General features: G+C 59.0%; 13 protein-coding genes. All 13 read left to right on the top strand.

All coding sequences use genetic code 11. From position 1 onward, the window contains the following. Positions 1-125 precede the first annotated feature (125 nt). The 13 genes from LG200_RS13465 (at position 126) to LG200_RS13405 (ending at position 14,619) form a co-directional block, all read left to right on the top strand. A complete protein-coding gene (locus LG200_RS13465) occupies positions 126-809 on the top strand; it encodes a hypothetical protein (protein WP_226758140.1) in 684 nt (227 codons plus the stop codon). Beyond that, positions 810-1,970: an efflux RND transporter periplasmic adaptor subunit gene (locus LG200_RS13460; protein WP_226758139.1), complete on the top strand. Its 1,161-nt coding sequence runs from the start codon at positions 810-812 to the stop codon at positions 1,968-1,970. Beyond that, positions 1,967-3,913: a MacB family efflux pump subunit gene (locus tag LG200_RS13455; RefSeq protein ID WP_226758138.1), complete on the top strand. Its 1,947-nt coding sequence runs from the start codon at positions 1,967-1,969 to the stop codon at positions 3,911-3,913. The genes LG200_RS13460 and LG200_RS13455 overlap by 4 nt, the downstream gene beginning before the upstream one ends. Further along, positions 3,882-5,306 (top strand): efflux transporter outer membrane subunit, encoded by a 1,425-nt coding sequence (locus tag LG200_RS13450; protein WP_226758137.1) that lies wholly within the window; start codon positions 3,882-3,884, stop codon positions 5,304-5,306. The genes LG200_RS13455 and LG200_RS13450 overlap by 32 nt, the downstream gene beginning before the upstream one ends. 119 nt (positions 5,307-5,425) lie before the next feature. After that, on the top strand, positions 5,426-6,343 hold the full coding sequence (locus tag LG200_RS13445) for a tetratricopeptide repeat protein (protein ID WP_226758136.1): 918 nt from the start codon (positions 5,426-5,428) through the stop codon (positions 6,341-6,343). A gap of 163 nt (positions 6,344-6,506) precedes the next feature. Beyond that, on the top strand, positions 6,507-6,803 hold the full coding sequence (locus tag LG200_RS13440; RefSeq protein ID WP_226758135.1) for a TonB-dependent receptor domain-containing protein: 297 nt from the start codon (positions 6,507-6,509) through the stop codon (positions 6,801-6,803). A gap of 450 nt (positions 6,804-7,253) precedes the next feature. After that, positions 7,254-7,784, top strand: a complete 531-nt coding sequence (locus LG200_RS13435; RefSeq protein ID WP_226758134.1) for a sigma-70 family RNA polymerase sigma factor — start codon at positions 7,254-7,256, stop codon at positions 7,782-7,784. Between the two features lie 5 nt (positions 7,785-7,789). Then, positions 7,790-8,758, top strand: a complete 969-nt coding sequence (locus LG200_RS13430; protein ID WP_226758133.1) for a FecR family protein — start codon at positions 7,790-7,792, stop codon at positions 8,756-8,758. Positions 8,759-8,838: 80 nt separating this feature from the next. After that, complete coding sequence (locus LG200_RS13425) at positions 8,839-11,247, top strand: TonB-dependent siderophore receptor (RefSeq protein ID WP_226758132.1); 2,409 nt, start codon at positions 8,839-8,841, stop codon at positions 11,245-11,247. Between the two features lie 349 nt (positions 11,248-11,596). Continuing rightward, positions 11,597-13,195, top strand: a complete 1,599-nt coding sequence (locus tag LG200_RS13420; protein ID WP_226758131.1) for a PepSY-associated TM helix domain-containing protein — start codon at positions 11,597-11,599, stop codon at positions 13,193-13,195. Continuing rightward, positions 13,192-13,482 carry a DUF3649 domain-containing protein gene (locus tag LG200_RS14225; RefSeq protein WP_404809813.1) on the top strand — a complete coding sequence of 97 codons (291 nt, stop codon included), beginning with the start codon at positions 13,192-13,194 and terminating at the stop codon, positions 13,480-13,482. The genes LG200_RS13420 and LG200_RS14225 overlap by 4 nt, the downstream gene beginning before the upstream one ends. Then, a complete protein-coding gene (locus LG200_RS13410) occupies positions 13,479-14,282 on the top strand; it encodes a DUF3325 domain-containing protein (protein WP_226758130.1) in 804 nt (267 codons plus the stop codon). The genes LG200_RS14225 and LG200_RS13410 overlap by 4 nt, the downstream gene beginning before the upstream one ends. A 1-nt stretch (position 14,283) precedes the next feature. Continuing rightward, positions 14,284-14,619, top strand: a complete 336-nt coding sequence (locus LG200_RS13405; protein WP_226758129.1) for a hypothetical protein — start codon at positions 14,284-14,286, stop codon at positions 14,617-14,619. Positions 14,620-14,659: the final 40 nt, after the last annotated feature.

Genomic DNA, 14,659 nt, shown 5'->3' with positions numbered 1-14,659 from the left:
ATAGACGCTTTTAGCATGCAAAATGAACGGGGCTTCGGGCCCCGTTTTTTTATGGCGCTCAACAATGCTTTTCATCCCAATTTCATGAAATTTGCTATTCAAGGGTGTCCTTTTTTCATTCTCGCGTGTCATTACTAGTGAGAGCGCATTTTTACTCACGCAATAACGAGAATGGAAAACACATGAGAACAAGACAATCCCTGGCTGCCCGCTGGACCATCGCTGCGATAGCATTGCTCACGAGCTTCAGTGCGGGTGCAAATTATCTCTGGCTGGAACCGGACGAGGGCGGCGCGAAAGCCTACCTGGGGCTTTACGAGTCCGCGCGGCTCGATCCTGCCGGCTTGACCGCCCTTCGGGGGCTGCTGGCTGACGGCAAGGAGCTGGCAGCCAAGGTTGAGGCCGATCGCGTGCAGGTGATGGCACCGGCCAGTGGCGATATCAGGCTGACGGCGCAAGCGGTGGGCCAGGACAAGGTGCTGCATTTCTACCAGGCAAAATTCGGTCGCAGTGAAACCAAGGCCGTGAATGACCTCGAGCTGGTGCCGACCGAAGCCAACGGCAACACCTTCAGGCTGGTATGGAAGGGAAACGCGGTCGCGGCCTCGCAGGTCAATGTCAGCACCAGCGAGGGCTGGATCCGCACCCTCAATCCGTCGGAAGATGGCACGGTGACGATCACCACCCCGTTCCAGGGCATCTATATCCTTGAAGTCACTGCGCGCGTCAATGGCAGCATGACCTACCAGGGCACCAAGTATGATGATGTACGGCATACTGCGACATTGAGCTTCGAGGTCGAGCGCTAGATGAGCCGGGGGAGGATCGCACTGCTGGCTGTCGTGCTGGCGGTGGTTGGCGCAGTCTGGCTGGCACGCGGCCAGGACCCGGCTGATGCTTTCGAGATCGAGCTGGTCAAACGCGGGGATATCGAGCACAACGTCACGGCCATCGGCACCTTGCAGCCGCTCAGTTATGTCGATGTCGGCGCGCAGGTATCCGGCCAGATCCTGGCCTTGCATGTGCAGCCTGGCGATACGGTCGAGAAAGGCCAGCTATTGGCCGAGATCGATCCGCGCGTGCCGCAGGCGACCGTCGATGCCGGGCGTGCCGCCCTGGCCGGATTGCAGGCCCAGCTGCAGGAGCAGGAGGCGCAATACGTGCTGGCCAGCCAGCAGCATGAGCGCCAGCAGCAGATGCAGGCGGACGGCTCGACGCGTACCGAGGAGGTGCAGCAGGCGCAGGCTGCCCTGAAAACCGCGGCGGCGAGGGTCAACAACCTCAAGGCGCAGATAGACCAGACCCAATCGACCCTGCAGGGGAATGAAGCCCTGCTCGGCTTCACCAAGATTTATGCCCCCATGTCTGGAACGGTGGTATCCATCGAGGCCAAGACCGGGCAGACCCTCAATGCCACCTACCAGACCCCTACCCTGCTGCGGATTGCCGATCTGTCCACCATGACCGTATGGACAGACGTTTCCGAAGCCGATGTGCGGCATGTCAAGCCTGGCATGCAAGTCTATTTCAAGACCCTGGGCGGGGACGAGCGCCGCTGGAGCAGCAGGGTGCGCCAGGTGCTACCGGCGCCGCCCAAACCAGAGGGGGCGAGCGCTACCGCCACGCAAATGCCGAGCAGCAACAAGGTCGTGCTCTACACCGTGCTGTTCGATGTTGACAACAGCGATGGCGAGCTGATGCCGCAGATGACCGCGCAAACCTCTTTCGTGGTGGCAGCGGCCAGACAGGTTCTCACCGTGCCGGTCGTGGCGCTCACGGAAGTCGATGCCAAGGCTGGCAAGCACAAGGTGCGCGTGCTGAGCGGGGACGGCAAGGTGGTGTGGCATGGCGTCACGACAGGCGTACGCACGCGATTGCGCGCCGAAGTGCTGTCCGGCCTCTCGGAGGGCGAGCGATTGATCACGGCGGACAAGGCGCCCAAGCCCAGCCCCTGGAGATTCCAGTTTTGAGTGACCGCCAGCCCCTGATCTCGCTGGTGGACATCCGCAAGCACTACGGCGGCGGGGACAAGCCCCGGGTGGATATCCTGCACGGCATTTCACTGGATATCCATGCGGGCGAGTTCGTGGCGATCGTCGGCGCTTCCGGCTCTGGCAAGTCTACCCTCATGAATATCCTGGGCTGCCTGGATAAGCCCAGCTCGGGCCAGCACCGTTTTTCCGGGCGCAATGTGGCGGAGATGGACGCGGACGAGCTGGCATGGCTGCGCCGGGAAGCCTTTGGCTTCGTCTTCCAGGGCTACCACCTGATCGCGACCGAGACCGCGCAGGAAAACGTGGAAATCCCGGCGCTCTATGCCGGCATGCCGGAACACGAGCGGGCGGAGCGTGCCCGGGCATTGCTTGGCCGCCTGGGGCTGGCGGAGCGGCTGCACTATCGCCCCAAGCAACTGTCCGGCGGCCAGCAGCAGCGCGTGTCGATTGCGCGGGCGCTCATGAACGGCGGCCGCATTATCCTGGCCGATGAGCCGACCGGCGCGCTCGACTCGCGCAGCGGCGAGGAAGTCATGCGCCTGCTCAACGAGCTGGCAGATGCAGGCCATACCATCATCCTCATTACCCATGACCGCGACGTGGCAGCCAATGCGCGGCGCGTCATAGAGATCCGCGATGGCCACGTCATCAGCGATACCGGGTCCGTGCAACGTGCCGCGGGTGATGCGGCGCCTGAGTTCAGGCTGGAAGCGGATGCCGGCCAGGTGCAGTGGCGCGGCGACATCCTGGAGGCATGCCGGGCGGCCTGGCGCGTGATGTGGGTCAATCGCTTTCGCACGGCGCTGACCTTGCTCGGCATCATCATCGGCGTGGCCTCGGTGATCGTGATGATGGCAGTGGGCATGGGTACCAAGGAGCGCGTGGTGGCGGAATTGGGCGCCTTTGGCACCAATCATATCTACGTGAACTCCAAGCCTGAAAGTTCGCGCGTGCCGGGCCGCGGCATCAACACTGCCGACCTTGAAGCGCTGGGCGAGCTACCGCAGATCACCTATGTATTGCCCAACCTCTCCGGCAGCAAGGTCGTACGCTATGGCAACGAGGATGTGCAGACCCGCATCAAGGGGTCGGGCGCGGCCATGTCGCGCATGTTGAACTGGCCGGTGGTCAATGGGTCTTTCTTTACCGAAGAGGATGACCAGCGCATGGCGACGGTGGCGGTCATCGGCCCGCGCCTGGCGCAGAACCTGATGCCGGACGTGGAAAACCCGGTGGGCGGGACTATCCTGATCGGCAACGTGCCGTTCCAGGTGATCGGGGTGCTGGGTTCAAAAGGCGCCGTGACGGGCGACCAGAGCGACGACGACTTGGTTGTCATTCCCTATTCCACCGCCAGCATGCGGGTGTTTGGCGAGCGCGACCCTTCCTATGTCACCCTGGAAGTGGGCGACATGAAGCAGGTGGATGCAGCGGCAAAAGCCGTGGATGATTTACTATTTTCCCGGCACCAAGTCCGGGATTACGGCCTGCAGAACGCGGCTGCCTGGATTGCCGCCCAGGCCAAGACACAGGACAGCATGAGCATGATGCTGGCCCTGATTGCCGTCATTTCGCTAGGTGTCGGCGGCATAGGCGTGATGAACGTGATGCTGATGACAGTGCGGGAGCGCACGCGCGAGATCGGCATCCGCATGGCGACCGGCGCGCGCCAGCGCGACATCCTGCAGCAATTCCTCACCGAGGCGGTGCTGGTCACCACGGTAGGAGGCGTCACCGGGGTGGTGTTCGGCCTGGCGATAGGCATCATCCTGGTGTTCTGGGGCATGCCCGTGATCTTTTCCCTGAGCGCCATCATCGGTGCTTTCTTCTGTTCCGTGGTTACCGGGCTGGTCTTTGGTTTCATGCCTGCGCGCCAGGCCGCCAAGCTTGACCCGGTGGTCGCCCTTGCCAGTGAGTGACATGAAAGTCCTGCGTTTATTCCTGCTGTTGCTATTGCCTGCCTGTACCCATGTCAAACCGCCGCAATTGCAGGCGCAGGACGGCCTGCGCAACCTGCCAGCGCAATGGCGCAATAACGCGTCCAGCATTGAGCTTGAAGCGGCCCAGGCGCGGGATGGCGACTGGTGGCAGTCATTCGGCAGCAATGCGCTTGCGGGCATGGTGCAGCAGGCGCAACTGGACAGCTACGATATTGCGGCTGCCGTTGCGCGTGTCGAGCAGGCCCAGCATTTGACCGTGGTGGCCGGGGCGCCCCTGCTGCCGGAAGTCTCCACCGCAGGCAATATCGGCCGCCAGCAGCGGCTGGGGGGAAGCAGCGATGCCAACCGCCTGAGCGCCTATTCCGCAGGTTTGCTCGCGAGTTACGAAATCGACTTCTGGGGCAAGAACCGCGCCGCCTACCAGGGAGCGTTGAGCAATCTCCGCGCCACCGAGTTCGATCGCGACAGCATACGGGTGACGCTAGGCGCCAACGTCGCCATGACCTGGGTGGAGGCAGTCGGCCTGGCCGAAAGAGTGGGCATTGCCAGGCGCAACCTGGAGAACGCCGAGCGGGTATTGGCCCTGGTCGAGTCGCGCTACCGTGCAGGGGCCGCTACCGCTATCGAGCAGGCCCAGCAGCAGGGCCTGGTGGCAAGCCAGCGCCGTACCGTGGCCTTGCTGCGGCAACAGCAAGGCAATGCCGAGGCTGCCCTGGCAACCTTGGCGTCAATGCCAGTGGGAGAGTTGCAGCTCATGGAGAACAGCGTGCGCCAATTGCAACTGCCGGTGGTTGACGCAGGCGTGCCCTCCGAACTATTGGTCCGCCGGCCGGACATCGCCTTGGCCGAGGCCATGCTGCTCGCCGCCGATGCCGACATCCAGGTGGCGCGCGCCGCCATGCTGCCCAGCATCCGCCTGACGGGCGGGTTCTCCAGCCATAGTGAGCACTTGCGTGACTTCTTCGATGCGCCGTTGTACAACCTGGCGGCCGGGCTGACGGCTCCCATCTTCAATGCCGGCCGTTTGGCGGCACAACGCGACTTTGCGATTGCGCGCCGCAAGGAGCTGCTGGCGAATTACCGCCAAGCCATCATTGCCGCGCTGGGCGACGTCGAGGCGGCGCTCAACCGGATTGCCGGGCTGGAACAACAGGCCACCGCACAAACCCTGGCGCTGGAGAATGCCGAGCGTGCCTTTGCCCTCGCCCAGTCTCGTTACCAGGCGGGCGCGGAAACCATGCTGACCATGCTCGATACGCAACGCACCTTGTTCACGGCACAGGACCTGGATCTGCAGCTGCGCCAGCAACGCCTGCAAGCCGCGGTCGATCTTTACCGCGCCTTGGGCGGAGGCTGGCAACGCTCGCAATAGGAAACCGTTCAATGTCAAGAGCTGTAACACAGGGCGTGCGTGTTGACGGCATTGGACAGGATCGTTGGGCAGGATTTGGTGTATAGTCACCTCCTGATTAATTCCTGTTCTCACTCAGCATGTCTGCCAGCAGCGCCCAATCCATTACCCCTGAACACCTGAACAACATCAGTGCGGAAGAGCTGAAGCGCCGTCTCGCGGGCGATCCGCGCGAGGCCGTGCAATGGATACGGGCGTTGGCTGAACAAGGGGAGCCAGAGGCGCAGGCGCTGCTCGGGCAGGCTTATCTTGACGGGCATGGCCTGGAGCCAGACCCCAGGCAGGCCAGAATCTGGTTCCGCAAGGCCGCGGAAGCAGGCCATCTGCTCGGAATGAACATGCTCGGGCGCGCCTACGACCAGGGCTGGGGCGGTCCGGTGGATCACGCTTGCGCTGTGTACTGGTTCCGCATGTCAGCCAACCAGGGGCTGGATTGGGGCATGTACAACTATGCCAACCTATTGTTGCATGGGTTGGGCGTGGAGAAAAATGAGCAGCAGGCGTTCGACTGGTATCACAAAGCTGCCGAATTGGGGCACGCCAAGTCGCTGGGCGTGGTCGGCAGGTTCTTCGAGGAAGGCTGGCTGGGAGCGCAGGACCAGGAAAAAGCCTTTGACTATTACCGCCGTTCGGCCGAGGCAGGCGATTTCCGCGGGCAATACAACTATGCCCTCATGCTGGCGGAGCGCGGCCAGGCGGAAAATGCACGCCATTGGATGCGAGAAGCGCTTGAAAATGCGCACCTGGCATTTTCCCGTACCATGGCGGCCAACTTGCTCAAGCACCCTCACCCGGCTTTGCGCCAAGTGGGCATGGAAGCCTTGCACAAATGCGCGCAACAGGGCGATGAGCATGATGCCTATGCATACGCCGGGCTCCTATTGGGCCAGGGAGACATCGCCAGCCTCTCCGTGGGACGCTGGTGGCTGCGCTGCGCGGCACACCGGGGCCATGTGCAGGCACAACAGGAAGCTTCTCTTTATATCAGCCTGAGTTGAGTATCCCTGTTCAAGCAGTCGAGTGTCTATTCCACCGAGATCGTCCGGGCTTGGTCAGGCTCAAGTGATCACTATGGCTGACTATTTGCCGGGCTGGCAAGTTTCGCAGGCTATACCTTCAATTCAGCCAAATATGTCACAGCGGGTGATAGCAGCCGCGCGCTTGAATGGGGACCATAACAATACTTACAGGCTGCCGGGCGAGCTGGAGCGCGTATCGATTGGCGAGGGGGTGGTATCGCAGAGTGAAACTTCATTTACAACAACGCCAGATAATGTCAGGCGTAAGCAGAGTGGATATGCGGTCTGGAGTGCGCAGGCGAGTTACAGGATAGATGAGCACTGGTCGGCAGCGTTGAATATCAACAATCTCTTCGACAAGCGTTACTATCTTGACGCATTGCAAACCTTTTATGGCGAACCGCAAAGCGTCATGCTGACACTGCGCGGCAATTTCTAACCTGCTGCCAAGTAAGAAGGCCCTGTTTGAACAGGGCCTGGTAGCGGGAGTGATCTTTAGCCTTCGGGGGGAATGTTGATATAACCCACGCTACTTGGTGCCATTTTGCAATGGGAACATGACATTTTTATTGTGACCAAATGATGATTTGGTGACTACGCAGAGATATGAAGTCAACATTGTTGCGAATAATGTTGACAATGATTCTTATTTAACACACGATAGCGGTTATACATTCTTGGCACTCTTACTTTCTCCGCCAATAATGTCATTCCAGAGGCTGGCATTGATTGCTGGCCTTCTTTTTGCTGGTCAGGGCATACTAAATATTAAATCAGCCATGGCCTACCATCCTACATAGAATGAGATGGCAGTTTTTCTATTGCTTAAGATATGTTTCATAGAATAAAATGAGAACTATTACTATTTACTGATTGTAGTTTCGCTGCTATGTCTTCAGCAAATCTTCCTTCCCAGACAGAACTGCTGCGCAACCTCTATCTCGACCATCAAGGCTGGTTGCAGAACTGGTTGCGCCACAAATTGGGTTGCCATTTCCAGGCGGCTGATTTGACACAGGAGACGTTCTGCCGCCTGCTGTCGGCATCGCGCGTGGATCTTGCTGCGTTGAGGACGCCGCGTGCTTATCTGACAACAACGGCAACCCGGCTGATCATCGACCAGGTGCGACGGCAGAAGGTTGAACAAGCTTATATCGAAGCCTTGGCACTGGCTCAGGACGGAGTCCATGCCATCTCGCCCGAGCAGCATCTCACTATTGTGGAAACCCTAACCCTGGTTGCAACCATGCTCGAAAGCATGCCTGAGAAACCGCGCCAGGCGTTTATGCTGAGCCGTTTCGAAAATCTCACTTATCCTGAGATCGGCGAGGTGCTCGGGGTGTCTGGCAGCATGGTCAAGCAATATATCGCCGCGGCAATGGTGCATTGCCATGACATTGCCTATGCCGAGGGTGCCTGAACATCATGCAGGATTCCGCTTCCCATCTTCCTTCCAGCATCATCGAGCAGGCTGCCAATTGGCATGCACATATCCACTCTGGTGATGCCAATGAGGCAGAGCATAAAGAGTTTGAACAATGGCGCCAGGCAGATGCGAGCCATGCAGCAGCCTATGCCCGTATGGAAAAGCTCTGGTCGGGTTTTGACGAGGTGCAGGATGGGCCAGGCAAGACTGTGCTGGAGGCAGTGCTCAGGCCGGCGCGTCGCAAACGTATGAAAACGGCCATCAGGATATTGTCATTGCTGGTAGTCATTCTGGCGGCTGGCCTGGCGTCGCAGACCCAGCCTGCCCGCGTCATGAGGGCGGATTACAACACCGGCATCGGCGAGCAGCGCGTGATCCGGTTGGCGGACAGCAGCCGGGTGACGCTGGATACCCACAGTGCGGTGAATGTGGATTTCAGTCACGGGCAGCGCCGGATAGAATTGCTGCAAGGCAAGATACTGGTGGAAGTGGCCAAGGACAAGCAGCGGCCGTTCATCGTCGAAACCGCAGAAGGAGCGGCGCGGGCGCTGGGCACGCAATATGCCGTCAGGCGGCAGAAGAAAGTGACGCAGGTCACTGTCATCGAGTCCAGTGTCGAGGCCTGCGGCTTGCAGTCAGAGTGCGTGACCCTGCAGCCTGGCGAGTCGGCCCGCCTGCAACGCGGCCTGGCGCTCACCAAGGCCCAGGTCGACATCCAGGCCGAAACCGCCTGGACGCGCTTCAAGCTGGTGGCGGACGACATGCCGCTGCCATTGTTGCTGAAGGAGTTGCAGCGCTACCATCGCGGGCATCTCTACTTCAACGACGAGGCAATTGGCAACGTCCATGTTTCCGGCGTATTCGCGCTGGATGATACCGCCCATACCCTCAAGGTGCTCGCAGATACAACCCCCGTTGTCATGATGCAATACACGCCTTGGCTGACCGTCGTCAAACCTGCGAAGTAAAAATATCCGGGATTCACTGTCCCTCTTCCTGACTGGTGCGTCATCGATAGTGAATACAACATTCAGGGAGCCTTATTTCAATGCAGTCATTCCACCTCAAGCAGAAGCCTTTGGCCATCGCCTTGCGCATGCTGCTGGCATTTTCATCCGTCACGTTTTTTTACATACCGCAATCGGCGAAGGCCGACACCGGCAGCCAAGCGGAAAGCCAACATGCATACGATATTCCCGCCGGTTCACTGACCAGCGTACTCAACAATTTCGCCCAGGCTGCCGGCGTCGTGCTTTCATTTGACCCAGCGCTGACCGCAGGCAAGACCAGCAACGGTCTCAAGGGCAGCTATACCATCAAACAAGGGTTCGACGCCTTGCTGCGTGATACAGGCCTGCAAGCGATTCCTGCCGCAGATGGCGGATATACATTGAAGAAGGTCACCTTGACCAGCGTGCAGAGGGATGCTGATGTTTTGCCGGAAGTGGCTGTGACCACAAGAAATGAAGCGGATATTACGACCGAAAACAGCAGATCCTATACATCCAACCGGGTTGCCATTGGCAAGGGAGCACAGCGCCTGCGTGATATTCCCCAATCCATCAGTATTGTCACGCGCCAACGGATTGAGGATCAAAACATGACCACTGTAGCGGAAGCCATGGAGCAGACGTCTGGCGTGACGGTAGTGAGTTATGGCAGCGGCACCAATGCCTTCATGATGCGTGGCTATCAAATCCAGGCATTGCAGGTGGATGGCATCGCGGTCAACACAGACCAGGGGACGTGGGGTAACAGCAGTTATGATCTTGCCACCTATGACCGAGTCGAGGTGTTGCGCGGTGCGGCAGGCTTACTGCAAGGGGCTGGAGAACCAGGAGGTACGATTAACCTGGTGCGGAAACGGGCATTGTCTAATTTTGCAATCAAGACAAATTTTCTGGCTGGCTCCTGGGATACCTACCGCGGCGAGTTTGACATCACAGGCGCGCTGGATGGCGAAGGCAGGTTGCGAGGGAGGCTGGTGGCTGCTTATGATGATCGTGGATCGTTCATTGATCATGTCAATTCGCGCAAACCCTTGCTCTACGGCACCCTGGAGTATGACTTGGCACCCAATACCACTGTGTCGGCAGGTGTGACGATCCAAAACATGGATGTCGTGCCTACCATCGGGTTGCCAACATACCCAGATGGAGGCTTGCCTGATATCAGCCGCTCGACCTTTATCGGTGCCCGCTGGGACAACAAGACCGAACACAGTAAAAGTTACTTTGTGGAACTTGAGCGTAAATTCGAAACCGGCGGGGAAGCCAAGCTCAGGTTGAGCGCCCTGGACAGAGACATGGATGTGGAGTTCATCAATGGCAATGGATACATCGACCGTACTACTGGCAATTTTGCCACCCGCTCTTTGAGTGCCAAGACGCGTGCTCATGATTATGGCATGGATGCCTACGTCAGCAAGCCGTTGGAGCTGATGGGCAGCGAGCATCAATTCATGCTGGGCATCAACTCGCGTATTTACCGGTTCTCAACCAACTATGCATACGCCGGCGGGCCGACACAGAACATTTTCGACCCCGATAACGATATTGCCAAGCCTGATTTCGTTTTTGATGACCCCAGTATCACCAAGACTACCCAGACCGGCATTTATGGACGCGCAATCCTGCAAGTGCTGGAGAACACCAAGCTGGTGTTGGGCGGCAGGCTCAGCAACTGGAAGACGGAAGACAAGAACAACCCGCTTGCCCACGACAATATCACGCAGAAATTCACGCCCTATACCGGCCTGATTGTCGATGTGAACCAGCAGTTCTCGGTTTATGGCAGTTACAGCGACATATTCGTACCGCAAACTGCACAGAAAGCGGATTTCAGCATATTGAAACCCCGGGTCGGCAAGCAAGCAGAGCTAGGCATCAAAGGCGAGTTCGATGAGGGGCGCCTGAACATGCACGCCGCCATATTCCGCATCATTGATGAAAACCGTCCCGTCAGCGATCCGAGTAACCCGGATTTCTCGCTGGCCTCCGGCAAAGTCCGCAGCCAGGGTTTTGAAAGCGAGATCAGCGGACGCGTGATGCCGAAGTTGGATTTGATGGCAGGTTATGCTTATACCGACACAAAATACCTCGATGCAGAAGAAACGCTGCAAGGAGCCAGATTTGCCCCCAACAATCCCAAACATCTGTTCAAACTATGGAGCAAGTACAAGCTCAGTGGGGATACCGCCCAGGGATGGAGCATAGGGGGCGGGCTCAATATCAATAGTGGCGTCTATGCGGTCGATGGCGACACAACCTGGAAACAAGGCGGTTATACGCTGGCATCCCTGCAAGTGGCGTACCACATCAATCCGCATTGGGACCTTAGCCTGACTGGCAATAACCTGTTCGACAAGAAGTATTTCTCCAAGGTCGAAGGGTGGACAAGACAGACTTACTTTGGCGAGCCGCGTAACTTCATGCTGACCTTGCGCGGTAGTTTCTAAGCCTATCATCTTCAAGCATCTCTCATCCCTCATCCCTCGCGAGCACTATTTAATTCTCAGGGATGAGGGATGTTGTCATCAAGGAAGAATTCCAATCCTTTATGCCCCGCCATCAAGTGGCAGTTGCCTAAAGGATGGGCGCAGACCGCCCGCCAAAAATAATTTTGCATGTCAGGGTGTCCTTTTTTGATTCTCAAGTGTCATTACTAATAGAGGGGGATTGTTTAGCGCATCCTCGGTGCAGGTAGTTGGTGTGAATGATATACAATCTCATCAATTTTCTATTATTGAAGGCGGACATGGCCTAGTGCCCTATCCGCCTTTTGATTGAATCGAGCAAGGATTTGTCGTGAAAGAAGGTTTTCGCCAGAGCATGGCCTGGCTGCACACCTGGGTTGGCCTGCTGGTCGGCTGGGTGTTGTTTTTCGTATTCGTGACCGGGACGACAGGCTATGTGAATGCCGAAATTACGCGCTGGATGCAGCCGGAACTGCCCTTGCCCAAGAAAGTGGTCGAGGTGCCGCCGGCGCAAGTGCTGGACCTGGCCTTCGGCCGGCTCGAGCAGGTGGCGCCCGATGCCAGGATGTGGAGCATCACCTTGCCGCATCGCGGGCTGGCCGAACGCACGGACCGCGAAGCCGGTATCGCCTGGGAAGACATGCCCCGCCCGGGGCTGGAGCGCGGACGGCGCGGCAACGAGAATTTCGACCCGGTGACCGGCGTGCCGGACCAGCCTGTGGAAGGCCGTGAAACAGGCGGCGGCTGGGAGCTGTACGAAATGCACTACGCATTGCATTACATCGATTACGACGTGGCGTTCCGTATTGTCGGCGTATGCACCATGTTCATGCTGCTGGCGATCATCAGCGGCGTGATCACGCACAAGAAGATTTTCACGGACTTCTTCACCTTCCGCCCGGGCAAGGGCCAGCGCAGCTGGCTGGACGCGCACAACCTGGTGAGCGTCATGGCATTGCCGTTCTTCCTCATGATCACCTACAGCGGATTGGTGTTTTACACCTTCCAATACATGCCGGTCGTCAAGAATGTCGTCTACGGCTCTTCAGAAAAACATTTGCGGCAGCTGTACGATGAATTGTTCAAGCGCGACCCGGTGGATAAAGTCTTTGAACCGGTGAAGCGTCCTGCCGCTTCCGTGGAGGACATGATCGCGACGGCCCAGGCGGCATGGGGCAAGGTGCCCGTCGCCACGGTGATGTTGCGCCACCCGGCCGCCGAAGGGCCGTATGTGGACATCATCGGCGATTACTCCACCACGCTCAACCGCGGCTTTCCGCCCAAGCTACGCTTCAGCGCGGTGACGGGCGAGCCGGTGGAATTCGACAATGAGACCAATGCCTCCATGCTGACGCGCAACGTCATGCTGGCCTTGCATGAAGGACATTTTGCCGGGTGGTGGCTGCGCTGGCTGTATTTCCTCTCCGGCGTGCTCGGCTGCGCGATGATAGGCACCGGCCTCGTGTTGTGGACGGTGAAGCGCCGCAACAACTACCTTGGCAAGCACGGCGTCACGCCGGGCTTGGGCCACCGTCTGGTGGAAGTGCTCAACGTCGGCACCATCGTCGGCCTGCCGGTGGCCGTGGCCGCCTACTTTTGGGCCAACCGCCTGCTGCCGATAGAAATGGCGGACCGCGGCGAATGGGAAATGCATTGCCTGTTTGCCGCCTGGGGCTGGATGTTCATCTATGCCGGCCTGCGCCCGCTCAAGCGTTCCTGGCTGGAAAGCCTATATATCGCCGTGGCGGCGTTCGGCCTGATCCCCGTGCTGAATTTCCTCACCACCGACAAGCACCTGGGCGTCACCCTGCCCCATGGCGACTGGGTGCTGGCGGGCTTCGACCTGACCATGCTGGCGTTTGCCGCCGCCTTCGCCTATATTGCCCATAAACTCAAGAAGAGGTGGCTCACGCAGGAGGGCAAGGCATGAGCGAAACGGCGCGTTACCGCCTGGCGGTCGCCTCGCGCATAGCAGCCGCGGTCGTCGCTGGCTATGCCCTGGCTTCCGCGGTATCCATATTGTTCGCGCTGTTGCTGCCGGTCCCCAGGGCCGAGGCAGTGCTGGCTTCCACCATGTTGAGCTTTGCCGTCTACGCGGGCATCGTCATCTGGGTGTTTCATGCACGCAGTGCGACGCGGGCCTGGATCGGCCTGCTGGTTCCCCTGGCCGTGATTTCGCTGGCTTGCTGGCTATTGATGCCGGGAGGCGCCGCATGACCGCATACCATGTCGCCGTGCTGCTGTTCGCCCTGGCAGGCTTTGCCGCGCTGGCCGCCAGCATGGAGAAGCACGGCAGGGAGCTGACCGGGCGCGCACTGACCGCAGGGCAGCGCAAGCGGGTGTACTGGCTGGGCTGGAGCCTGCTGGCAACCGCATTGGCATGCGGCGTGGCAGGATGGCACTGGAATATCGGCCCGGTCGTGCTGCTCGGCTGGCTGAGCGTGGCGGGCGTATTGATCGCGTTCATGCTGCCCTGGTGGCCTTTGCAGCCAAGGCATGCGCCGCGCAAGGAAAAGCCGCTGCCGCCATTGCGGGATACAGTCCTGCCCTTGCCTTTGCGGGCCTTGCTGGTCCTGGCGTTGATTGCCCTGCCGGCATGGGTGGCGTTCAACGCCTGGAAAATGTCGGAGCAGGCCGTGCTGCGCGAGGACGCCATCCATGGCAAGATCGGCCCCTGGACGTTCGTGATCGCCGAGGAAAACCAGGATGGCCCGGAGTTTTTTGCCGGCAAGACGCCGGTCAAGGAATTCCATCTGCGCTTCTGCGAAGCCTGCGATGGCGAAATCCGCGCCGCCTATCTCAAGATACGCAAGCCGCGTTCCCTGCGCGCTGCAGGCCTGGCGTTCCAGGGTGCAAGGTGGACAAGGGAAGTGGCCATTTACATTCCTCCCGCTGCCACGCTGGAAGACCAGATCTGGCTGACGGTGGAAAGCAAGAACGGCGAGGTGTATCACCAGGCGTTCGATATCGAGCGGCTATCTCCCGCTACGGCAATGTTCATCAAGGGGAAGAGATAGCATGCAAGTTGTCAACACCTTCATTTCCCGTGTCATCATGCTGCTGGCACTGTTCGGTAGTTCAGCAGCATGGGCGCACGGCGTGCATATCCCAATAGGCAAATGCTGGACGGAAGCCAGGGAAATCGTCTGCGAGGGCGGCGAATCCGATGGCCATCCGCTGCTGAACGCGCTGGTGGAAGTGATCGACTACGATGAAAACATGCAGTTTTCCGGCAAGCTGGACGACCATTCCCGCATCCGCTTCAAGCGTCCTCAAGGCGAGTTCTACATCCTGATCGATGCGGGGCCGGGGCAAGTCATAGAAATCGACTGGAAAGACATCAAGGGGATTTGATCAAGGCACACAGTTCACGCCATGTTGTTGAATGGTATTG

It is taken from the genome of Methylobacillus caricis (assembly GCF_020532705.1).
GTDB classification, from domain to species: Bacteria; Pseudomonadota; Gammaproteobacteria; order Burkholderiales; family Methylophilaceae; genus Methylobacillus; species Methylobacillus caricis.
Note: the sequence above shows the minus strand (reverse complement) of the source record. Positions and strands in the feature narration are given on the sequence as shown.